Origin of the sequence: Caballeronia sp. GACF4 (genome assembly GCF_023631025.1) — a bacterium.
Lineage (GTDB): Bacteria > Pseudomonadota > Gammaproteobacteria > Burkholderiales > Burkholderiaceae > Caballeronia.
In genome coordinates this window covers 135,015-157,330 of the sequence record NZ_JALQDW010000014.1, presented here as the reverse complement: position 1 = coordinate 157,330, position 22,316 = coordinate 135,015, and the positions used below count along the sequence as shown (strand labels likewise).

Genomic DNA, 22,316 nt, shown 5'->3' with positions numbered 1-22,316 from the left:
AGGCACGGCGATCCCGGCGACGAGCTGCCATTCACACTGGTACTAGGAGAAGCTATGAAGCACACGATGAACAAGCTGGCAGCCGCCCTGACGCTCGCCGGCCTGTCGCTCGCGGGGACTGCGTTCGCGCAAACAGCAGAAGATGTGAAGGTCGGCTTCGCCGGGCCGATGACCGGTGCGCAGGCGCACTACGGCAAGGATTTCCAGAACGGCATCACGCTCGCGGTCGAGGACTTCAACGCCACGAAGCCGGTGATCGGCGGCAAGCCGGTTCGCATCGTGCTCGATTCGGCGGACGATCAGGCCGACCCGCGCACGGGCACGACCGTCGCGCAGAAGCTCGTCGACGACGGCATCAAGGGCATGCTCGGCCACTTCAACTCGGGCACGACCATTCCGGCATCGCGCATTTATGCGAACGCCGGCATCCCCGAAATCGCGATGGCAACCGCGCCGGAGTACACCACGCAAGGCTTCAAGACGGCCTTCCGCATGATGACGTCCGACACGCAGCAAGGCTCGGTCGCGGGCGAGTTCGCGGTGAAGACGCTGAAAGTGAAGAAGATCGCCATCGTCGATGACCGCACGGCTTACGGCCAGGGTCTCGCCGACCAGTTCGAGAAGGCAGCGAAGGCGTCGGGCGGCAACATCGTCGTGCGCGAATTCACGAACGACAAGGCTGTCGACTTCAAGGCGATTCTGACCAAGATCAAGTCGTCGAATCCTGACCTCGTGTACTACGGCGGCGCGGATTCGCAAGCCGCGCCGATGGCCAAGCAAATGAAGACGCTTGGCTTTCGTGCACCGCTGATGGCGGGCGAGATGGTCAAGACCGACACGTTCATCAAGATCGCGGGCGACGCGGCCGATGGCACGGTGGCATCGCTCGCCGGCCTGCCGATGGACCAGATGCCTGGCGGCGCGGACTACACGGCGAAGTACAAGAAGCGCTTCAACGAAGACGTAGAGACGTACTCGCCGTACGCCTACGACGGCGCAATGGCCATGTTCAACGCAATGAAGGCGGCCAACTCGACGGACCCGGCAAAGTATCTGCCGCTGCTTGCCAAGACCGACATGCAAGGCGTGACCACGAAGCATCTGGCGTACGACTCGAAGGGCGATCTGAAAAACGGCGGTATCACGCTGTATAAGGTCGTTGGCGGGAAGTGGACGACGCTGCAGAGCGTGGGTGGGAAGTAAGGTTTAGTGGCTGTTTTGGATGGCCCGGTCGTGTGCGACCGGGCCGTTTTCGTTTGGACGGGGCTAACCGGCTGAACCAGCCCTCAGCGCTTCCCCTGCTCCCGAATCTGTTCGAGCGTCGCGCCCGGCGTGCTCTGATCCGCCGGAATCCGAATCTCGATCACCGCGGGCAATCCGGAACTCACAGCGCGCTCGAACGCCGGCATGAACTGCTCCGTCGATTCGACCCGCTCGCCGTGCGCCCCGAACGCGCGCGCATAAGCCGCGAAGTCGGGGTTCGTCAGCCCCGTGCCATGGACCCGATGCGGATAGTGCCGCTCCTGATGCATGCGGATCGTGCCGAACTGCCCGTTGTTCACGACCACGAAAATCACCGGCAGCTGGTACTGCATCGCCGTGGCGAGTTCGTGGCTCGACATCATGAAGCAGCCATCGCCCGCGAACGCGATCACCGTGCGCTGCGGATACAGCGACTTCGCCGCGATGGCCGCAGGCACGCCGTAACCCATCGCACCGCTCGTCGGCGCAACTTGCGAGCGGAAGTGCCGATACGAATAATGCCGATGCAGCCAGGTCGCGTAATTGCCCGCGCCGTTGGTGAGAATCGCGTCTTCGGGCAGGCGCTCAGAAAGCGTGCGCATGATCTCGCCGAGCTGGACATCGCCGAGCATGGGGCGCGGCTTGCGCCATTCGAGATACGCGGCGTGCGCCGTCTCGGCGCTGCCCGACCACGCGATCTGCGCGGGCGATTCGAGCGCGGCGAGCATCGACGCAATCTCGGGCATGCCGGAGACGATCGGCAGATCGGCGCTATACACGCGGCCCAGTTCCTCCGCGCCCTGATGCACGTGAATCAGCGTCTGCTTCGTCTTCGGGATGTCGAGCAGCGTGTAGCCGCCCGTCGTCGATTCACCCATGCGCGGGCCGAGAACGAAGAGCACGTCCGCTTCGCGCACGCGCGCGGCCAGCGCCGGATTGATGCCGAGCCCGACATCGCCCGCGTAATTCGGATGCTCGTTATGCAGCGTGTCCTGATAGCGGAACGCGCATCCCGCCGGCAACTGCCAGCGCTCGATGAAGCGCGCGAAGTCCTGCGTCGCCTCGGCGGTCCAGCCGCTGCCGCCCGCGATCACGAACGGTGTCTTCGCGTTGGCGAGCAGTTCGCGCACGCGCTCCATCTGCGCCTGCGACGGCGCCGCCGCGACGCGCTGATAGCGCGGCACGGGCGGCGCCGCGTCGCACGCTTCGGTCAGCATGTCTTCGGGTAACGCCAGCACGACCGGGCCGGGACGTCCCGCCGTCGCGACATGGAACGCGTGGCTCAGATACTCCGGCACGCGGCGCGGATCGTCGATTTGCGCGACCCACTTCGCCATCTGCCCGAACATGCGCCGATAATCGATTTCCTGAAACGCCTCGCGATCCATGTGATCCCGCGCGCATTGGCCGATCAGCAGGATCATCGGCGTCGAGTCCTGGAAAGCGGTGTGCACGCCGATGGACGCGTGCGTCGCGCCCGGCCCGCGCGTGACGATAGCCACGCCCGGACGCCCCGTCAGCTTGCCGACTGCCTCGGCCATGTTCGCCGCGCCGGCTTCGTGGCGGCAGACGATCGTCTGTATCTGGCTGGTTTCGTCGTGCAGCGAATCCAGGACGGCGAGAAAGCTCTCGCCCGGCACGCAGAACACGCGTTCGATACCGTGATGAACGAGCGCATCGACAACCAGACGCGCGCCGGTGGTCTGGCCATGAGAAGCGGATGCCATGCGAACAAGTCTCCTTTGTCAGTGAGCATCGGTGAGCCCGGGTTTCGAGCCGCAGACCGTAGCTTACGCCGCTGGATGGGACTCTGGCTGATGCAGTCCGGCCGCCTTGGCGCGCGACGCGCCTGCCGCCGCGCGCCTCACAGCCGGACCAACCGGCAAGCGACATCTCTCGTCCCGTCGCGTCGATCGTGCCAGACCGGCATTTTTTCCCGCATGACGCGCGACGCAATCCGCACGGCCGGGTTGTTTCCATCAGTCGAAATACCCCTCTTTCACACCCTTTATCCAGCGATAGGCCCGAAGTGATCTTCGCAATAATGGCTTCACTGAAAAGCGGGCACGGAAATAACCAAAGGGTGCTCGCCTCGCAAATATCGCTGCATCTATCCTCATCGGGGGCCAGTTTGAACATTCGTAAATTCATCGGCGCGAACAGTCGTGACGCTCTGCGCCAGGTCCGTGAAGCGCTCGGACCCGATGCCGTGGTGTTGTCCAACCGCACGCTCGACGATGGATCGGTGGAAATCGTCGGTGTCGCGGATAGCGATCTCGCTTCGATCTCGCCCGCGAAGGCCGCACGCGAACAAGCCGCCGCCGCGCCGTTCGCCAGCGCCACGCCGCGCGCCGCGCTTGCACAAGCCGCAGCCGCCGCGATGAAGCAGCAGGCCGCCGCTCCCAGCTCTCCGATGAACCCCTACGCCAGCGGCGATGTTTTCTCCTCCGTCTTCGGCAACACCGCCGACGCCGACGATTTCGACGAGCAAGCCGACGAAGAGCGCATGGAAGCACCGCGCACGATGGCCGATTCCAATCCGTGGTTGATCGAACATGCGCGCCGTATCGCGCAACAGGCTTCGGTGCCGTCGAACCGGCCGCTGACGCCGTCTGCCGCAATTGCACGCGGCATGGGCGTGCCGGTATCGGTCAAGGCAGCCGACGCACCGCGCCAGCAAGCGCCGCGTGCACAAGCCGCCGCGCAGCCGGTTGCCGCCGCGCCTGCCGCACCCGCCGCGCAAGCGCACGCAAAGATCGAAACGCCCGACTGGGCGCGTGAAGCCGCGCAAGTCGCCGCACGCCGCGCCGCACAGAAGATCAACGCAGCACCGCAACCCGCCGACGAAGCGCCGGCCGCATCGGGCAATTTCGAAGGCTTGCCGGCCAATGCCGCAGCCGTCGTGACCGAAGCCATCCGCACGCGCATGGAGCAAGTCGTCAACGAAACGGTGATGAACGAACTCTCGTCGATGCGCGAGATGATGGAAGAGCACTTCTCGGGTTTGCTGTGGGGCGACCGCCAGCGCCGCAACCCGACCAACTCGGCCTTGACCAAGCGCCTCTTCGCCGCCGGTTTCTCCGCGCAACTCGTGCGCATGGTGATCGACAACATGCCGTCGATGGAGAACGTGGAAAACGCGCTCGAATGGGTGCAGCAAGTTCTCGAATCGAATCTGCCGGTGATGCCGAGCGAAGACGCGTTGATGGAACGCGGCGGCGTGTTCGCGCTGATGGGCCCGACGGGCGTCGGCAAGACGACGACCACGGCAAAGCTCGCGGCGCGCTGCGTGATGCGCTTCGGCGCCAGCAAGGTCGCGCTCCTGACGACGGACAGCTACCGGATCGGCGCGCATGAACAACTGCGCATCTTCGGCAAGATTCTCGGCGTCTCGGTGCACGCGGTAAAGGACGGCGCCGACCTGCAACTCGCGCTCTCCGAACTGCGCAACAAACATATCGTGCTGATCGACACGATCGGCATGAGCCAGCGCGATCGCACGGTCTCCGACCAGATCGCGATGCTGTGCGGCACGGGTCAGCCGGTGCAACGCCTGTTGCTGCTGAACGCCACGAGCCACGGCGACACGCTCAACGAAGTCGTGCAGGCCTACAAGAGTGCGCCGGACCAGCCGCCGCTCGCGGGCTGCATTCTGACCAAGCTCGACGAGGCGACCAACCTCGGCAGCGTGCTCGATACGGTCATCCGCTACAAGCTGCCGGTGCATTACGTATCGACCGGTCAGAAGGTGCCGGAGAACTTGTACGTCGCAACCAAGCGTTTCCTCATCAAGAGCGCGTTCTGCATTCCGCGCGATGGCTCGCCTTTCGTGCCGCAAGACGACGATGTGCCGGCGCTTCTGTCCGCACTGTCCGCACGCGCCACGACCGAACTGCATGGAGTCCATTTTGGATAAGTTCGTGCTCGATCAGGCTGAAGGCCTGAGAAGGCTGCTGACGCGCGCCAGTTCTCGCGTGGTGGCTGTAGTGGGCGGACCGGCGGGCATCGGTTGCACGTCGGCGGTAGTGAACCTCGGCGCGGCGTTGTCCGTGCATGGCAAGGATGTGCTCGTCATCGACGAGCGGCATAACGCGGGCTCGGTCAGCCGCATGGCGGGTGTGGATGGCGCGGGCGCGCTCTCGGCGGTGATGTCCGGCCGTCGCGAACTGCAGGATGTCGCAGTGCGCACGCCGATGGGTTTTTCGCTGATCGCCGCCCCGCGCGATGAACGTATCAGCCACGACGCGGCGCAAGCACGCGCGCTGCTCGACGGCCCCGCGGATATCGTGCTGATCGATGCGCAACTCGATCGTAATGGCGCGCTCTCGTCGCTCGCGGCGCAGGCGCATGACTTTCTGATAGTGACGCGGGTAGCCGCGTCGGCGATCACCGAGGCGTATGCGTGCATGAAGCGCTTGCACTACGCCCACGCGATCGGCCAGTTCCGCGTGCTGATGAATCACGTGCAGGACGCAGCCGATGCAGCGGTCGCGTTCGACAACCTCTCGGGTGTCGCGAGCCGTTATCTGGCCGTTTCGCTCGTGCAGGCAGGGTATGTGTCCGAGGATGCGCGCGTCGCTCGGGCGAGGGAGCTCTCTCGGTGTGCGGTGGAAGCGTTTCCGGCTACGGCCGCGGCGCGCGACTACCGCTACATCGCAGCCGAGCTGCTGCACTGGCCGATGCGTCCCGCGCCGTTTTCGCGCGGCGACGAAGCGAGCCAGTACGACGCGCATATTCCGGTTGGCGAGTCTGGTGAAAGCGGACGGAAAGCGGCGCACCGAGCGGCGGCGTTTTCCGATCATGCAATGAGCAGCACGGCGTCGATGTGATATTGAAAGGTGAACAGGATGTATAACGCCCAAGGCAAACTCTCGCAGTCCGACGTGCTTACGAAATATGCGCCGCTCGTTCGCCGCCTCGGACTCCAGCTCGTCGCCAAAATGCCGGCGAGCGTCGATCTCGATGATCTGATCCAGGCCGGCATGATTGGCCTCCTCGATGCGGCTAGCCGCTACAAGGAAGATCAGGGCGCCCAGTTCGAAACCTACGCAAGTCAGCGTATTCGCGGCGCCATGCTCGACGAGTTGCGCGCCAACGACTGGTTGCCACGCAGCATGCGCAAGACATCGCGCGAAGTGGAGTCGGCGGTACACAAGGTGGAACAGAACCTTGGCCGTTCGGCCAGCGAGACCGAAGTCGCCGAGCACATGAAGATGCCGCTCGACGAGTATCAGTCGATGCTGCAGGACTTGCACGGCAGCCAGTTGATCTATTACGAAGACTTCGACCGCTCGGCGGACGACGAGCCGTTCCTCGACCGTTACTGCGTCGATCGTTCGGACCCGCTGTCGGCGCTTCTGGACGACAGTCTGCGCGGCGCGCTGATCGAAGCCATCGACAAGTTGCCGGAGCGCGAGAAGCTGCTCATGAGCTTGTACTACGAGAAGGGCCTCAACCTGCGCGAAATCGGCGCGGTGATGGAAGTGAGCGAGTCGCGCGTGTGCCAGTTGCATAGCCAGGCCGTGGCGCGTTTGCGTGCGAAGCTGCGGGAACAGTCGTGGACTAGCGTCGAGGCTTGAGTTCCGAGTTGTAGAGGCGCGCGAAGCCCCGAACCGGGGCCGCGCGCTTTTTGCTTTTGCCTTCGCAAAGGCGCTCGAATGCGCTCGGATGCGCTCAATGCATCTCGAAGTCGCGCGCCTCGGCGAACACCGTCTTGCCTTCGCCGAGACTCTTTGCGCGATACATCGCGCGATCCGCGGCTCTCAGCACGGCGGTGATATCGGCGTCATGCGCTTCTGCCGCGCTCGACAGCAAGCAGGCGCCGATACTCGCCGATACGCTCACTGGCCGCTCCTGCACCAGCGTGAGGTCGGCGAGCGCCGAATGGATGCCATCGGTGAGCGTGAGCACCGCGCTGCGATCGCGCATGTTGCGCGCGAGCACGACGAACTCGTCGCCGCCCAGCCGCGCGATGGTGTCGGTCTTGCGCATGCGCCGTGCAAGCAATTGCGCGAACGACTGCAACAGCACGTCGCCGACTGCGTGACCGTAGGTATCGTTCACGCCCTTGAAGCCGTCGAGGTCGATCAGTAGCAGTGCGCTGGTATTCGCGTCGGCGGCTTCGGGCGCGGACATCGCGCGATTCACGGTTTGTTCGAGCGCGTAACGGTTATAGAGGCCCGTGAGCGGGTCCGTCGATGCCTGCCGCGCCAGCACGCGATTCGCGCTGCCAAGCCTGTCGACCAGTACACTCAGATACACCGACGCGCCCAGCACGCTCAGCGCGAGCCCGAGCGCGGCGGCGCGGTTTGCCACCCACCACGGTTGCCACAACGCCAGCGCGACGATCGCGACGAGCGCCATTGCGCACGAAATGGCGAGCGTGCGCTTGCCGTAGCGGCATCCCGAGCCGATCAGAAACCAGAACACCACCCACAGCAGCGGCAAGGCGAGCGTGCCGCAGAGAAAGAGCATGGCGCCGAGCAACGCCTGATCGAGGATAGTGGTGATGACGAGCCGGACGTTGGACAGCGCCATCATCCGGCTGACGAGCAATAGTGTGATTGCACCGTAGGACACGTAGAGCGCGATCAATCGCGTGATCAACGACGCGTTGGCCGAAGGGTGCCGCCACGCATACACCGCATAAGCCAGCAGAACTGCCGCTCCCATCCCGATACGCAGCATGGCTTGCTCGCGTTCGGGATTCCGGTTGCCGGACCATGCGAAGGCATAGGCCCGGCGTGCCGGTTGATGCGCCTGCTCCATACTGAACCCCTGGTGGTGATTTCTTGCTGTTATGGTCTTTTGCGCGTGTCTTTGCTGTCGCGCTTTTGTCTTATTGCGGCCCCGTCGCGATGTTCGTCTCCGACGACTGGTATTTTGCAACGTTTTGCCAAGCTGCTGTGAATCGTGTAAGAACGCATCTCGGACAGATGATTAACGGCGTTTTCTGCGGATGCTTCAGTGCTATGAGCGACGACTTTTCTCTCGCTGGCGAATGGCTGGCGGTCTGTAATGGCGATGACGTGCCGGCGGGTTCGACGCGAGCGTTCATCGTGGCGGATGAGCGCATCGTCGTCTGGCGCGATGCCGAAGGCGTGGCGCATGTCTGGCGTGACTACTGTCCGCATCGCGGCGCGCAACTGTCGCTGGGGGCGGTGACGAACGATCAGCTCGTGTGTCCGTATCACGGCTGGCGCTACGACACGCTTGGTCAGTGCGTGCTGATTCCGTCGAATCCGTCGCTTCGGCCTTCGAAACGCGCGTGCGCCACCGCGTTCGTCGCCGGGGAGAAATACGGCGTCGTGTGGATGTGCTTCGGCGAGCCCGCGCACGCGCTCGATTTCTTTCCCGAAGCCGCCATTCCGGGCGGACGGCGCATCAACCTTGCGCCGCAGACGGTGAAGTCGTCCGCGCCGCGTGTCGTCGAAAACTTCCTGGACATGGCGCATTTTTCGTTCGTGCACGTGGGCATTCTCGGCGAGGATGCGCATACCGAAGTGCCGGACTATGAAGTCGTGGAAAGCGCAGACGGACTCGAAGCGCGCCAGTGCCGTTTCTGGCAGCCGGCGGGATTGCCGGGGCAGGGCGGCGCGATGATGGATTACGTTTATCGCGTGAAGCGGCCGCTGGTTGCGAAGCTCACGAAGATGGCGTCGGGGGCAATGGGCGCACTGCATATCATGCTGGTGGCGTCGCCCGTGACGCAGACCGAGACCCGCGCGTGGCTCGTTTCCATTCACGAAGGCGAGACTTCGCACAGCGACGAGGAGCTGTACGACTTCAATATGGAGATTCTGCTGCAGGACACGCCGATCGTGGAGTCGCAATGGCCGAAGCTGCTGCCGCTCGCGCTCGATGCGGAGTTGCATCAGAAGTGCGACCGGATGTCGGTGGCGTATCGGAGATGGTTGGCGGGGATGGGGTTTGGGTGGGGGACGACGAGCGCGTGGAAGAAGCGGGAACGTGCGTATTGCGCCACGCTCCCGCCATGAACCTTAGAGCAGCGCGACGCCTGCTTCGGTGACCACCTTCCAGTCAAATTCGTCGTGCCCGCAGATCTGCTCCATGGCGCCGCAGAATTCACTCGCCGTTGCGTGCAGATAACGCAGATCGTCGCCCCATTCGGGCAGAGCGCCTTGCTGTGTAGTCAGCACGACGACCATATGATCCTTGTGCGGGCTGTTCGCATGTAGCTTCAGGCTGTGCTGAACCTTTTGCGCGTCGCCCTGCGCGTCAAGGATCAACACGGCTGGAATCCGTTCCGGCGCGGTGACGGAGGTCTTGCCCGGATTGAGACCCAGGCAGCGCAGAAAAACCTCGTGATAGCGCGACAGTTGGGACTGCACCGAACCGCTCTTGTACACGATAGCCTGCGCGGTGCGGGCCAATCCGCGTCGTTGTGCGGGATTGTCGATGAGACGCGCGATTGCATCGATCCAGCTCTCGGTCGATTCCGCCTCTACGCACAACCCCGAGCAGCGGTTTGTCACCAGTTCGTTGTAGGCGGAATGATCGCTGCCGACCGTCGCCACGCCCGCCGCCGAGTATTCCAGCCACTCCGTGCGTGGTGCGCCATCTACAGTTGCCGATGCCGCCAGCGGCATGAGCGCGAGATCGAGTTCGAGCTGCTGTAACGCCACGGCATGCGCGGCGTACGTCGCGGACGTGCCCGTCATGGTGACGTCTTCGTGGCCCATCCAGTCATCGGGCGGCAGCGCGCCGACGAAGACGAACTGCACAACGCCTGCAAAGCGCGCGCGAATCTCATTCAGCGCCGGTTCGATCAAGGCAAAATTGCACGGCTTCATGGCCGAACCCATTAGGCCAATACGTACCTTGCCACCATGCGTACGTACCGGACTGTAGAAGCGGTCGAAGTCGACGCTCGTCGGCAGCACATGAATATTGGCGTTGTACGCCCGCAGCGCATGCGCGAGTGCGGGCGTCGACACGACGAGTGCACTGGCGCGGCGCATGACGTACTCGGTCTTCTGCGCGGTCTGCCGGCTTAGGAAGTGCAAGGGATGATCGGCGGGAAGATCATGCATCAGTTCGTCCGTCTCGTAGACGACCGGCTTGCCCGTCGAGAACAATTGATCTAGCTGTTGCTGCGGAATCGAGATCGGAAAACGTCGCTGCATCAGAAGCATGTTGAAGGGACCGAGCACGCCTGCGTTGTCCTGAACCGGCCAGCTGAGTTCCCACTGATCGGCCAGCAATTCGAACGGTTTGGCGACGCGCACGGTGGTCGCGCGATGCGCAACGGGCTCCATCGTCAGCACCGCGATACGCGGCCTGGGCGGCTGCATTGCCGACGCGTGCGACGATGGTGCCACGGACGCGGCGTCTCGACGCAGGTTCGCTTTGCGTGCCGCATGCTGGGTCTTCTCCAGGAACACGGGAAGCTGGGCTCGGAACACACGGCTCATGGCAAGCACGGTTGGATAAACCGTGTCCACGGTGGCAACGGCCCGTGCGAAGCCGTTCTTTTCGGTGGCCATCGCAGAGCCATTTGCGCCGAACGCGAACTGATCGGGCACTTCCTTCAGGCCGCCGTCGGGCAGGAAGATGACCGGGCAGCCGCACATCATCGCTTCAGGGCAGACGGACGAAAGCTCGTACGAGTACAACACGCGCCCGCCCTGAAGCTTCTTGGCCAGTTCGGGCAGCGTTACTGGATTCGCCATCGAAAGCAATTCGGTTCCGGCTGGAAGTAGCGAAAAGTCGATCTTGTCCAGCGGATAACGATATTGGAAGACAAAGGTCTTGTCCTTTTTGCGCGTCGGGTCGGGTCTGAACAACTCCGTATCGAGCACCGGGAGAAACAGAAAATCGACGTCGCTTTTCTTCGCGTCGCCGAGAAAATTCTCCGAGTAGTAAAAGAACAGGTCGTCTTTGCCCTCGTTGAGCGGCTTGCCGTTGATGAAGCCGATGCGGTTGAGGATGTAGCGCACGCACACTTCGGCATTGAGCGGATTGCCGGACACGACTTCCGGGTAGATCGCAATGGGCGTGCGACCCTGCGCCCGGTGCAAGGTCTGCACTTCCGGCGTGAGAAGCGGGGTGTCGAATGCTGGGTTCACCACTGGCGTGCCGGCAATATACGCCTCATAACCGTCGCGATTTAGCACGTCGCAAAGCGTGTGCATGACGACGATACCCGCCGAGGTTTCCCGATAAGCCGGGGCCATGATGTAGTACGGATGACCCTTGCGCGAAGGGGGAATGCTGGCCATGTTCATGTGGCGGAACCCTGCGTTTCTTTGTGCTTACACTTGCCCGATTCGGCGGCTTGATGGCGCCGTGGCCGACTTGAATGACCCGGTTTGCCCGAGGATGAAGTTTCGTTTGAAAGCTGCTGGTTCATTCACGCGAACAGGTGGATGTTTGGGCATTAATTCGGCGCTTTAACGGCCGGTCTCGCGCAACATAATTTGCAAACTCGTCTGACCGCGTCGGCATTCGAGACGCCGGCCAACTGGACAGGCGCGCATCCGACACAAGACCACGAGACCACGAATTTACGAGCGCCATCATGAATGCCAGCCTGCCCCACCAAGCCGTCCTCGCCCTGCAGCAGCATGAACGCATCTACGTCACCCAGCCGCATCTGCCGCCTCTGGAGCAGTTTCTGCCGTATCTGGAGCAGATCTGGGAAAGCAAGGTGCTGACAAACGGTGGCCCGTTCCATCAGCAACTCGAACAGGCGCTTTGCAAGTACCTTGATGTGCCGCATCTCTCGCTCTTCAGCAACGGCACGCTCGCGCTCGTTACCGCGCTGCAGGCGCTGCGCATCACCGGTGAAGTGATCACGACGCCTTATTCGTTCGTCGCGACTGCGCACTCGTTGCTGTGGAACGGCATCAAGCCTGTTTTCGTGGATGTCGATCCGGTCACGCTGAATCTCGATCCCGCGAAAATCGAAGCGGCCATCACGAAGGAAACCACGGCCATCCTGCCCGTACATTGCTATGGCCATCCGTGCGATGTCGAAGCGATCCAGCGCATCGCCGACATGTACAACCTTAAAGTCATCTACGATGCCGCGCACGCGTTCGGCGTACGCACTGAAGCGGGCAGCATTCTGCGTGCGGGCGACCTGTCCGTGCTCAGCTTCCATGCGACCAAGGTCTTTAACACCTTCGAAGGCGGCGCGGTCATCAGCCCTGATGCGAAGACCAAGCTGCGCATCGACCGGCTGAAGAACTTCGGTTTCGTCGACGAAACCACGGTCGTGGCGCCTGGCATCAACGGCAAGATGAGCGAGGTCAATTCGGCGTTCGGCATGCTGCAGCTCCAGCATATCGACGATGCGCTCGCACGGCGGCGCGCGGTCGCATCACGGTACGCCGAGCGGCTCGAACGCGTGCGCGGCATCCGTTTGTTGCCCGTGTGCGTCGATCAGGAATCGAACAACTCGTACTTTCCGATTCTCGTGGAGAACGAATATCCGCTTTCCCGCGATGAATTGTTTGAAGCGTTCCGCGCGCAGGACATCATGGTGCGCCGCTATTTCTTCCCGCTGATTTCCGATTTTCCGATGTACCGTGGTCTGTCATCGGCGCCGCGCGCCAACCTGCCTGTCGCGGCCGATGCCGCCAGCAAGGTCATGTGCCTGCCGATCTTCCCGACGCTCACGGACGAACAGCAGGCGCGTATCGTCGCGCTTATCGAGGCGAACGCGGGGTAAGTGTCGCGCTTGTTCGAATATGAAGCCTTCCCTAAAAAGCAAACGCGGACCGTTCTTGAGCGGCCCGCGTTTTTTTCGCATAGCGCTTGCGCGGGTCAGAATGGTCACGAGATGCCACGCCTCCATTCACTGGATAGCGCGACAGCCTACTCAGTCGTTGGCAGCGTCCATGAACGCGCGGATACGTTGCGCGATCTTTTCGGCGACGAGCCCGTGCTTTTCGAGCAGCCAGCGATAATCGCCCGCCTTGTCGAAGCTGTCCGGCAAACCGATGATCAGTTGCGGCGGGGCACGACGCAATGCCGCCTTGTATTCCGCAACCGCGCTACCCAAGCCGCCGATGATGGAATGCTCCTCCACGGTCACGATCAGCCCGGAGCGTGCGCAGGCCGTGTCCACGGCGCCCGTATCGAGTGGTTTGATCGTATGCATGTTGATGACGCCCGCCGCGATGCCCTGTTCTTCGAGCAGCTTCGCCGCTAAAAGCGACTCATGCACCATCGATCCATTCGCGATGATCGTCACGTCGGCGCCCTCGCGCAGCGTGATCGCGCGGCCGACTCTGAACTCGTAGTCTTTCGTGTACACGGGCGGATTGTTCACCGCGCCCGTCAGGCGGATATACATTGGCCCCGTGAATTGCGCGGCGGCTTCCACCGTCTTGACGATCTCCGCGCAATCGGCGGGACACACGACCGTCATGTTGGGAATCGCGCGCATCACGGCGGCGTCCTCGATGCCGTAGTGCGAGTTGCCGAGCAGGCCCATGGAAACTCCGCTGCCTATTGCCACTGCCTTCACGTTCATCTCCATGTAGCCGAGATTCATGCGGATCTGTTCGGCGGCGCGCATCGAGATGAACGGTGCGAACGACGTCGCAAAAACGTTATAGCCCTCCTTGGCGAGTCCGGCCGCCATTCCGACGAGGTTCTGCTCCGCAATGCCGACGTTTAGAAAGCGGTCCGGATAACTCTTTTTAAAGCGATCGAGCCCGGAAGAAGTACCTAGATCCGCCGACATCACCATTACATCGGGATAACGCTCGCCGAGCGCGAGAACGGCCTGGCCGAACATCCCGCGCGACCCGAGGCGCGACCACTGGCGCGCGTTACTTGCGTTGATTTCCAGCATGATGCTCCCTTAAACCGCCACGCCAAAGTCCGGCGTACAAATGGTCTGCGATTGCGGTGCTTCCCGCGCGTCCAGGTCGGCAAGCGCCAGTTCATAGCTCGCTCGCGTGAGGCGATTGTGATGCCACTCGTTGTTATGCTCCATGAACGAGATGCCCTTGCCCTTCACTGTGTTTGCGACCAGCACGCGCGGCTTGGCTCGCACGCGCGGTGCCTCGAACGCGGCGACGAGCTGGGCGATGTCGTGGCCGTCGACTTCGATGACGTCCCAGCCGAAGCTGCGCCAGCGTGCGGCGAGATCGCCGAAGTCGATGATCTGACGCGCGTCGCCGTCGCTTTGCAGCCGGTTATAGTCGACGACCGCGGTGAGGTTGTCGAGACCGAGCTGCGCCGCCGACATCGACGCTTCCCATACCGAGCCTTCGTTGCATTCGCCGTCGCCGAGCAGCACGAAGGTGCCGAACGACTTGCCGCGCTTCTTCGCGGCGAGCGCGATGCCGACCGACATCGACAAGCCCTGCCCGAGACTGCCGTTCGACGATTCGATACCGAGTTTGAGGTTCATCACCGGGTGCGCAATAAGGTCGCTGCCGTTGGTCTGGAACGTCGCGAAGGTGGCCTCGTCGATCAAGCCCGCCGCGAGCAACGCGGGAAAGTAGCCGAGCACGCCATGTCCCTTGCTAAGTATGAAGCGGTCACGCTCCGGCCAGCGCGGATCGCGAGCGTCGTAACGCAGCACGCGTGCATAGAGCGTCGCCATGATCTCGACCATCGACAGGCCACCGCCCAGATGCGTACTGAGATTGCATTGGTGGCTAATGTCGAGCATCTTGCGGCGCATCAGGCGCGCCATGTTTTCGATTTCGGAGTAGTGGTTCATGTGATTTCCTGTTCAGACGATGCCGCCGTCCACCCGCAGAATCTGGCCGCTCACGAACGCGGACAACTCCGATGCGAGGAACAACGCGACATTGGCGACGTCCTGCGACTCGCCCGCTCGCTTGAGCGCTGACGATTCGACGATCCGCTCGCGCGCGGCCGGCGTCATCTGTTCAAACATGTCGGTACGGGTCGGGCCGGGCGCGATGGCATTGACGCGAATGCCCGACGCGCCAAGTTCTGTGGCCATGCTTTCGGTCGCGCGCGCGAACGCCGCCTTGCTCGTACCGTACGCGAGCGTCCCGGCATCGGCAATGAGCGCAGCCGTCGATGTCAGGTTGATGATCGAGCCTGACTTATGCCGTGCCATCAAACGCGAAAGGCCTTGGGTCAGCAGTACCTGACCAAAGAAGTTCACATCGAAAAGGCGTCGCAACTCGGCCATGGTCGTCATCTGCATCAGCCCGCCGCTCGCGGTGCCGGCGTTGTTCACGAGCACGTCGACGCGCGGCGTGAGCGCCATGATCGCCTTGACGGCCGCTTTCACCGACGCTTCGTCGGCAAGTTCAAGGGGCACGCTTTGCACCTCTACGTGGCCATCGTCGGCAAGCGATGCAAGCCAAGCGGCATGCGCAGGCGTCGCCGGATCGCGCACGCACGCGATAACGCGCGCCCCTTGCGCGGCAAACGTGCGCACGATCGCGTCGCCGATGCCACGGTTCGCGCCCGTCACCACCGCAACTTTGTCCTTTAACAGCATGCCTTGTCCTAATGTTTCCAATGGTTCAGATGTCGCGCCAGATGGGTCCGCGCTCATAGACCGGTTCGAGAAGCGTCCAGTCGTCGTCGCCTAGCGGATTTCCCTCGGGAAACGGCGGCGCCGCGCCCGCGCCGATGCAGGCGAGCACCGTGCGATCCGTGTAGTAGGCGCGCAGCGCGTGCGTGACGAACGCCGAGAACGCGCGCACGTCGGCGAGCTTGCAGGCGTTTATCGCGGCGAGGCGCTGCGTCGCGTCGAGCGCTTCGAACGGCGCGCCGACACGTTCACGCGCGACTCGGACGAGCACGGCGAGAAAGGCGTCGGACTGCGCCGTTGCACGATGACGCAGCAAATAGCCTTCAAAATCCACTCGCGAGGCAGGCGGCAGGCCGAGGGCTGCATCGCCGGGCAGTATTGTGTCGAGTACGAGATCGATCATGACGTGATAGGGGACGCGGGTTGTGGCTCGCACGGCTTTGCGGGCGCGCGTGCATGCAACGGCGTTCCGGCAACAGCATCGAGATTCCGCGCAAGCCAGTCGGTCGCCATGAGCGTGATCGCCTGCGCGGTCGCGACCGGATTCACGCCGCCAGATGTGACGAACACGCTGCTGTCGACGACGAACAGATTCCTCACCGCGTGCGCCTGACCATTCCGGTTGACTACCGAGGTCGCCGGGTCGTCGCCCATTCGCGCGGTGCCCATCAAGTGCCAGCCAGTGTGGCGCACCGGTGCAAACGATGAAATTACCTTCGCGCCGGCCGCGGCAAATACCTGCTTGCTCATATCGATGGCATGAGTAAGCATGCGCTTCGTGTTCTCGCCAAGCCGGTAATGAACTTTCACGCCCGGCATGCCGCTCGAATCAAGATGGTCATAGTCGAGTTCGATTCGGTTCTCGACGTCGGGCAGATCTTCGGCGATCGCGGCGATGCCCACGGTGTGGTTGTAAAGCTTCGCAAAGCGCGCGTGATGGCCAGGGCCCAGAGGCAGCTGCCGCATGTAGTGGCCGGACACGGCGGTTTCGGCGGGAGGCGCGCCGCGCAGCACCTGCATGGTATAGCCCCGCGCAAAGTCGCGCTCGCGAGACGTTTCGTAGAATTGCTGGCTCAGAATGCACGCGCCATGCGGACCGAAACTGGACTGCAAGTCTTGCTCAAATACGCCTTCGGTGTAAGCGAGCGGATGCAACATGAGGTTGCGTCCGACCAGGCCGTTGTCGTTCAAGAGTCCGTCGGGAAACGCGCTCGACTTCGAGTTTAGCAACAAGCGCGGCGTGCCGATTCCGCTTGCCGCGAGTACAACCACGCGCGCATTGATGCGCTGCTCGCGGTTCTGTTCGTCGACATATTCCACACCGTTAGCGAGTCCGCGCGCATCGAGCGTAATTTCGCGCACGCGGCAATGCATCCGCACCTCAACGCCCTGCGCGAGCGCGGCGGGCCAGTATGTGACATCGACACTTGCTTTCGCGCCTTGCGCGCAGCCGGCGTTGCACGGGCCCAGGTTGATACACGCGGCGCGGTTGCCATGCCGATGCGTGTTGATCGCCGCATACGAAGGCCACCAGTGCCAGCCGAGATGGTTGAATGCCGCACCCATCGCGCGACCGGCGCCGCCGAGGGGAACGGGCGGCAACAGCGTCTCGTAGTCGGGATTGGCCGGGTCCCCGACAAGTCCCGCCACGCCCATCATGCGTTCGTTTTCGGTGAAGTACGGCTGCAGCGTGGCGTAGTCGAACGGCCAGTCATCGCCGACGCCGTCGAGGCTGCGCGTGCGGAAATCGGACGGATGAAAGCGCGGGAAATGTGCCGAGTACAGGATTGTGCTGCCGCCGAAGCCGTTGTAGTTGGCAATCGCGATCGGCGACGCGGAATCGTCGATCGGATAGTCGGCCACGTTGTTGCGGATGGCCGGATTCGAGCTATACGAGCCCGCGCGCGCGAGTTCCCAATCCGTGCGAGTCGACGGATAGTCGGCAGGCCGCGTGGCACCACCCTGTTCGAGACAGACGATGCGCAGCCCGCGCTCGCGCGACAGCCGCCACGCTGCGGCTGCACCGCTCGCACCCGAGCCAATGATCACGATGTCCGCGATATCGTTCATTGTCAGGCCGGCTTCTTCGGAGTGAACTGCTCGAGGATCTCGGGAATCGCGATCAACATGTCTGCCTCGCAAGCGATGTCTCCGTCCACGCGAGCAATTCCGCGTCCTTTGCAGATTCCGCGCCGCCACGACAGCACTTCTGTTTCAATCTCGAACTTCTTGCCCGGCAGAACTTCCTTCCGATAGCGCACCGTGTGTTGCAGCGCGTGCGTCACCTTGCCCTTGAGGCCCGGCAGCGTCGTGATCGCGACGGTAAGCATCTGCGCGAGCGCTTCGAGTTGCAGCGCGCCGGGCATGTTAGGGCCGGAGGGGAAATGCACGGGGAAGTACCACTCGTTCATCGTCAGATTCTTGTAGCCGCGCGCGGACTTGCCGGGCACGACTTCATCGACGTGATCGATCATCAGGTAGGGATAACGGTTTGGTTGATACGCCTGCAACTCCATGCAGTTCAGGCTAAAGCCGTGCGGTAGGTGGTCGTAAGCGGTGTCCATCTGTTCCTCGAAAATTGATGCGGGCTTAGCGCACGTCGATCACGCGCGACAGGCTGGCCACGAGGTCGTAGCCGTCCCATACGATGTTCATGTCTAGCGCACGGCCGACCGGGACGACGCGATCCACGCCGCGCAGGCGTTGAGCCGTGACGAATTCGCGCAGTCGCGCCGGCTCCAGGCCGAAATAGGTGAGCGTCTGATAGCGCTCGTTGATAATCGGCGCGAGCTTGTCAAGGGCATCGAGCGTCACCTCGTGGATCGTGCCGAAGTAACCGCGGCAGGTATCCTGATCGGCGGCGAGTTCAGTGAGCGCGACGCGATATAGCACGTTGCCGTGGCACTCCACGGCCGCGACGCGTGGGTTGCCGAGCGCGTGGCGGCACGCGTCGACGAACTTGTCCATGACCTGCACCGGGCGCGGTGAGTAGCGCGTGCGCGCATGCTCGGCGAGTGCGGGCCAAAGACGCGACTGTGCCGCGGCGGCTTCGTTGGTCGCGCCGATCCAAGCGATCAACTGCGGCGACGAGCACGCTGCCTGGTCCATCAGATACAGGTCGTTGTAGAGTCGCGCGCACAGGTCGAGCAGGCCCCCGTGATCGAGTTCGAGAACAGCGCGCGGTTCGACCGCGCAAAGCGAGTAGCGATCCGAAAACGCGACTTCGCGGGCGCGCGGACGGCCCGGCAGCGTGCGCATATGCGCGACCGTCGCGTCGCCGCCCCAGACGATACGGGCATCCGCCTGCGCCATCCAGAAGCCGTTGATCGCGTCGTCGTGGTCGTAGCGCACCAGAAGCATTGCGGAAGCGAGCGGAGCGTGCTTTTCTTGGGCGAGGCATGCCGAAATCGCGTCGATGAGCAGCCGCGCGATCTCCGTCTCTTTCGACGGCAGGCGCAACACGCAGACGTTGCCCGCGAGCAGCCCGAACGCCAGCGAGAAGGCAAAATTCACCGGCACGTTCGACGGGCAGATATGGAACGAGAGCCCGAGGCCCAGACGGACTGTGCCCTCAAAGCTCTGATCGGCGTTGCGTCGCGCCGTGGCAAGTTGCGTGAGATTCGCGCGGCGGCACCAGTAAGCGAAGCTGACGACATCCGGCATCGCGCGGGCGCGCGGATGCGTGAGCAGCGTCCGCGAGAGATCCGCAAGGAAGTCCATGCGGGGTGCATAAAAGACCGGCGTCGGAGCGTTCGACACCGCGTGCGCTTGGCCGACGATCACCGTCATGCGGCTTAGGATATCAGCGGGTATAGGTATCACTGCAACCTCGTGCTTCGGCATGCTGAATGCGCCCGTGTACCGCAAAGTAAGTGCCTTTGCGTCCGCACGGACAGTCGTCGATCCCCACGATCTCGCCTTCGTCCTCGCTCAAAAGCGAATGTCCCGGATAGCTGTGCGGCAGCGTTGACAAGAGCTGGATCAGGCCACGCCCGCCGCGTTGCAAAGGGCGGAAGTCAATTGGATCGCGTACGCGGATATCCGACCATGCAGACGCGTGCAGATGGCCATGCTCGCATTCGACGAAGATCGATCCGGTCTGCTCGACCATGCCGTAGTAGCTGTGGACTCGTGCCAAGTTCGTGATTGCGCCGACGCGCCGACGGAACGTGGCGCCATCCACGGCTTGCGACTGCAACTGCTTCCAGCCGCCGCCGTGCACCAGCACACCGCGCTCGAGCGGAAGGGTCTCGCCCGCGTCTTCCAGCGCGCGTACCAGATGCAGCCAGACGACGAACGTGAAGCCGAAGACGAGGATGTCTTCGTCGGCGTGCTTGTCGAGCCATGCGCGCACGCGCTCGAGATTCAGCGACATGTCATCGTCGAGAGCGAATTCGACGTCGCGGCCGAACATCGAAAAACCTTGAATGCCAGCGGTGCGCGCTGAAAAACGGTAGCGATTCGCGATGGTCGCACGGCAGTCGATCACGAGCATTGGAAGGCGCTTCGGTCCGATCAGATCGCCGACGATGCGCGACAGCACCTTTACCTGAAGCATCGACGTTTTCCGATCGAGAAATATCTGCGATACGTTCTGCCCGCTCGTGCCGGACGATGTCATCGTCTTCACGACTTCCGCGTGCGGCACGCTCACCAGTTGCTCGTGCTTGAAAAGGCGCACGGGCAGAAACGGCAGGTCGTCAAGCGCGTTGGGAGTGGACTCGCCGTGCGCAGTCCGCACGGAAGCGAGCTTGTCGAGCATCGCGCGATACGGCGGGCACGCTTCATAGTGCAGCGCGGTGAGGCGGCGCAATTCGGCGCCGAGCAGGGCATCCTTCTCCGACTGCGGCATGCCGTACACGGGCCACTGCAGGACGTCGCTCACGACAGGCTCGCCAGACATGCGTGATCCACCTTTCCAGCCGGCAGCCGCGGCAGCGCCGCGAGGGGCTTGACGACGATTGCCGACGCATGGACGCCGATACGCTGTGCCAGTTCCGAGCGCAGCGACTGCGCCCACGCGACGGAAGGTGCGGCCTCGGAATTGGAATGCGAGTCTGGCGCGACGGCATGAATGACGAGGCGCTCATCGGTGCCGTTCGCTGCGCATTCGAAGCCGAGTTCGGCGGCGAGTTGTTCGACGGCATCCAGCGAAACGCGAATGCCAAACACCTTCAGGAAGCGATGCAGCCGCCCTTCAATGAAGAACGCGCCGTCCTCATCGAAATGGGCGAGGTCACCCGTGCGGAGCGTGCCTCGGTTGACATCCGGCAGAGCGAAGTCGGCCGCGCACTCGGCGTATCCCATCGACACGTTCGCGCCTGCATAGATGAGTTCGCCTGTTTCGCCTGCAGTTTCTATTACGCTGCCATCTGCGCGTTCGAGCGAGAGGCGGCCGCCTGGAATCGCTTGGCCAATGCTGGCGGGCTTCAATGCCGCGTCGGCCGGCGTGAGATAAGCGATACGTGCCGTGGCTTCGGTTTGACCGTACATCGCAAAGAAACGGATCCCGCGTTTCTCGCAGATCTGCGCGACATCGCGCAACTTCTCCGGACGCATGCGCCCGCCAGCCTGCGTCAGCGTGCGCACCGACGGCATGTCGATGCGCGCGAGGCGAAGGCGCAGCAGCATGTCATAGCTATACGGCACGCCCGCGAGGCTCGTCGCCCCGTATGCGTTGAGGGTGCGCCAGAATGCGGCGTCCATCAGCGAGCGATTCGTCAGCACGACCGATGCGCCCGCGCGCAGATGGCTGTTAAGAACCGACAAGCCGTATGAGTAGTTAAGTGGCAGCGACGTTATCGCGCGCTCGTCGGGCGTGAGTCCTAGATACTCGACGATAGACGTCGCGTTCGCGACCAGATTCGTGGCGGTGAGCCGTACGAGTTTGGGCGAGCCGGTCGAACCCGAGGTAGCAAGTAGCATCGCGAGGTCGGCATGCAACGCTGGTGTCGAGCCGTCGGTTTTCGCCTTTGTGTCGTACAGGCCGTAATCCTCCATCTCGCGCACGAGCGTCGCGCCTGGGGGAGCCCATGCGGCGTTGCGCGCGATGAGTACCTGTGCCGGACGGTAAGCGTCGTACAGTGCGCCAAGCGTACTTGCATGAATCGAGCGGCTCAAGAGAAGCGGCACGGCGCCGCGTTCGAGTGCGGCGAGATAGCACAGCACGGTCGGCAGATCATTCTCGCCGACGATAAAAACGAGCTGGCGCGCGGGCAGATCCGCTGCCAACTGTCCGATGGAAGCATGCAAGGCCTCGTAAGTGAGCATGCGACCGTCCTCGGCAATCAGGGCAGTGCGTTGCGAATATTGCCGGCTGACCAGGGGCACGTTCATACCTCGATGCCGTACTTCTTCAGCTTTTCGACGCCGATGGTGTACGAGCCGAATTCGATGATGTCCTCGGTTTCCATCATGATGTCGAACGCGTCCTCGAGCGCGGCGATCATGCCCATGTGGCCGACCGAATCCCAATCAGGCACGCACTGATACACGAACTCCGCGTTGAGCGCGTCGTGAGGGACCGCGAAGCAGTCCATGAATACCTTGTCGTAAGTTTCCCTGTTAGTCATGT

General features: G+C 62.9%; 19 protein-coding genes. 6 read left to right on the top strand and 13 right to left on the bottom strand.

What is annotated here, in order from left to right:
• Positions 1-54: 54 nt before the first annotated feature.
• A complete protein-coding gene (locus NCR40_RS13280; RefSeq protein WP_244826596.1) occupies positions 55-1,203 on the top strand; it encodes a branched-chain amino acid ABC transporter substrate-binding protein in 1,149 nt (382 codons plus the stop codon).
• Positions 1,204-1,286: 83 nt separating this feature from the next.
• On the opposite strand, the gene NCR40_RS13275 is transcribed toward NCR40_RS13280, so the two are convergent.
• The gene (locus tag NCR40_RS13275) at positions 1,287-2,969 is read right to left on the bottom strand and encodes a thiamine pyrophosphate-binding protein (RefSeq protein WP_250509670.1); all 1,683 of its coding nucleotides are present in this window, start codon (positions 2,967-2,969) and stop codon (positions 1,287-1,289) included.
• 404 nt (positions 2,970-3,373) lie between these two features.
• Between NCR40_RS13275 and flhF the strand changes: the two genes are divergently transcribed.
• The 3 genes from flhF to NCR40_RS13260 are packed head-to-tail and all read left to right on the top strand — an operon-like array spanning position 3,374 to position 6,821.
• Positions 3,374-5,158 (top strand): flagellar biosynthesis GTPase FlhF, encoded by a 1,785-nt coding sequence (flhF, locus tag NCR40_RS13270; protein WP_244826591.1) that lies wholly within the window; start codon positions 3,374-3,376, stop codon positions 5,156-5,158.
• Complete coding sequence (locus NCR40_RS13265) at positions 5,151-6,071, top strand: MinD/ParA family ATP-binding protein (RefSeq protein WP_244828138.1); 921 nt, start codon at positions 5,151-5,153, stop codon at positions 6,069-6,071. Before flhF ends, NCR40_RS13265 begins: the two co-directional genes overlap by 8 nt.
• An 18-nt stretch (positions 6,072-6,089) precedes the next feature.
• Positions 6,090-6,821 (top strand): RNA polymerase sigma factor FliA, encoded by a 732-nt coding sequence (locus NCR40_RS13260; protein ID WP_244826590.1) that lies wholly within the window; start codon positions 6,090-6,092, stop codon positions 6,819-6,821.
• 94 nt (positions 6,822-6,915) lie between these two features.
• On the opposite strand, the gene NCR40_RS13255 is transcribed toward NCR40_RS13260, so the two are convergent.
• Positions 6,916-8,010 (bottom strand): GGDEF domain-containing protein, encoded by a 1,095-nt coding sequence (locus tag NCR40_RS13255; RefSeq protein WP_244826589.1) that lies wholly within the window; start codon positions 8,008-8,010, stop codon positions 6,916-6,918.
• Positions 8,011-8,213: 203 nt separating this feature from the next.
• On the opposite strand from NCR40_RS13255, the gene NCR40_RS13250 reads away from it, so the two are divergent.
• On the top strand, positions 8,214-9,239 hold the full coding sequence (locus tag NCR40_RS13250) for a Rieske 2Fe-2S domain-containing protein (RefSeq protein ID WP_250509669.1): 1,026 nt from the start codon (positions 8,214-8,216) through the stop codon (positions 9,237-9,239).
• 3 nt (positions 9,240-9,242) lie between these two features.
• Here the strand turns inward: NCR40_RS13250 and NCR40_RS13245 are convergent, their stop codons facing one another.
• Positions 9,243-11,489 carry a glycosyltransferase gene (locus tag NCR40_RS13245; RefSeq protein WP_250509668.1) on the bottom strand — a complete coding sequence of 749 codons (2,247 nt, stop codon included), beginning with the start codon at positions 11,487-11,489 and terminating at the stop codon, positions 9,243-9,245.
• Positions 11,490-11,782: 293 nt separating this feature from the next.
• On the opposite strand from NCR40_RS13245, the gene NCR40_RS13240 reads away from it, so the two are divergent.
• Entirely contained in the window at positions 11,783-12,937 is a 1,155-nt protein-coding gene (locus NCR40_RS13240; RefSeq protein ID WP_250509667.1) for a DegT/DnrJ/EryC1/StrS family aminotransferase, read from the top strand.
• Between the two features lie 150 nt (positions 12,938-13,087).
• Here NCR40_RS13240 and NCR40_RS13235 read toward each other — a convergent pair whose 3' ends face one another.
• The 10 genes from NCR40_RS13235 to NCR40_RS13190 form a co-directional block, all read right to left on the bottom strand.
• Positions 13,088-14,068, bottom strand: a complete 981-nt coding sequence (locus NCR40_RS13235) for a transketolase family protein (protein WP_250509666.1) — start codon at positions 14,066-14,068, stop codon at positions 13,088-13,090.
• A 9-nt stretch (positions 14,069-14,077) separates the two neighbouring features.
• Complete coding sequence (locus tag NCR40_RS13230) at positions 14,078-14,947, bottom strand: transketolase (RefSeq protein WP_250509665.1); 870 nt, start codon at positions 14,945-14,947, stop codon at positions 14,078-14,080.
• 12 nt (positions 14,948-14,959) lie between these two features.
• Positions 14,960-15,706 (bottom strand): SDR family NAD(P)-dependent oxidoreductase, encoded by a 747-nt coding sequence (locus tag NCR40_RS13225; RefSeq protein ID WP_250509664.1) that lies wholly within the window; start codon positions 15,704-15,706, stop codon positions 14,960-14,962.
• Between the two features lie 25 nt (positions 15,707-15,731).
• Positions 15,732-16,145, bottom strand: coding sequence for a hypothetical protein (locus NCR40_RS13220; RefSeq protein WP_250509663.1), 414 nt, complete (start codon positions 16,143-16,145; stop codon positions 15,732-15,734).
• The gene (locus NCR40_RS13215) at positions 16,142-17,812 is read right to left on the bottom strand and encodes a GMC family oxidoreductase (RefSeq protein WP_250509662.1); all 1,671 of its coding nucleotides are present in this window, start codon (positions 17,810-17,812) and stop codon (positions 16,142-16,144) included. Before NCR40_RS13215 ends, NCR40_RS13220 begins: the two co-directional genes overlap by 4 nt.
• A 2-nt stretch (positions 17,813-17,814) precedes the next feature.
• Positions 17,815-18,306, bottom strand: coding sequence for a 3-hydroxyacyl-ACP dehydratase FabZ (fabZ, locus tag NCR40_RS13210; protein WP_250509661.1), 492 nt, complete (start codon positions 18,304-18,306; stop codon positions 17,815-17,817).
• 25 nt (positions 18,307-18,331) lie between these two features.
• Entirely contained in the window at positions 18,332-19,462 is a 1,131-nt protein-coding gene (locus tag NCR40_RS13205; RefSeq protein ID WP_250509660.1) for an acyl-CoA reductase, read from the bottom strand.
• A gap of 82 nt (positions 19,463-19,544) precedes the next feature.
• On the bottom strand, positions 19,545-20,645 hold the full coding sequence (locus NCR40_RS13200) for a LuxE/PaaK family acyltransferase (protein WP_250509659.1): 1,101 nt from the start codon (positions 20,643-20,645) through the stop codon (positions 19,545-19,547).
• On the bottom strand, positions 20,624-22,078 hold the full coding sequence (locus tag NCR40_RS13195) for an AMP-binding protein (RefSeq protein ID WP_250509658.1): 1,455 nt from the start codon (positions 22,076-22,078) through the stop codon (positions 20,624-20,626). The genes NCR40_RS13200 and NCR40_RS13195 overlap by 22 nt, the downstream gene beginning before the upstream one ends.
• Positions 22,075-22,314, bottom strand: coding sequence for an acyl carrier protein (locus tag NCR40_RS13190; protein WP_250509657.1), 240 nt, complete (start codon positions 22,312-22,314; stop codon positions 22,075-22,077). Before NCR40_RS13190 ends, NCR40_RS13195 begins: the two co-directional genes overlap by 4 nt.
• Positions 22,315-22,316 lie beyond the last annotated feature (2 nt).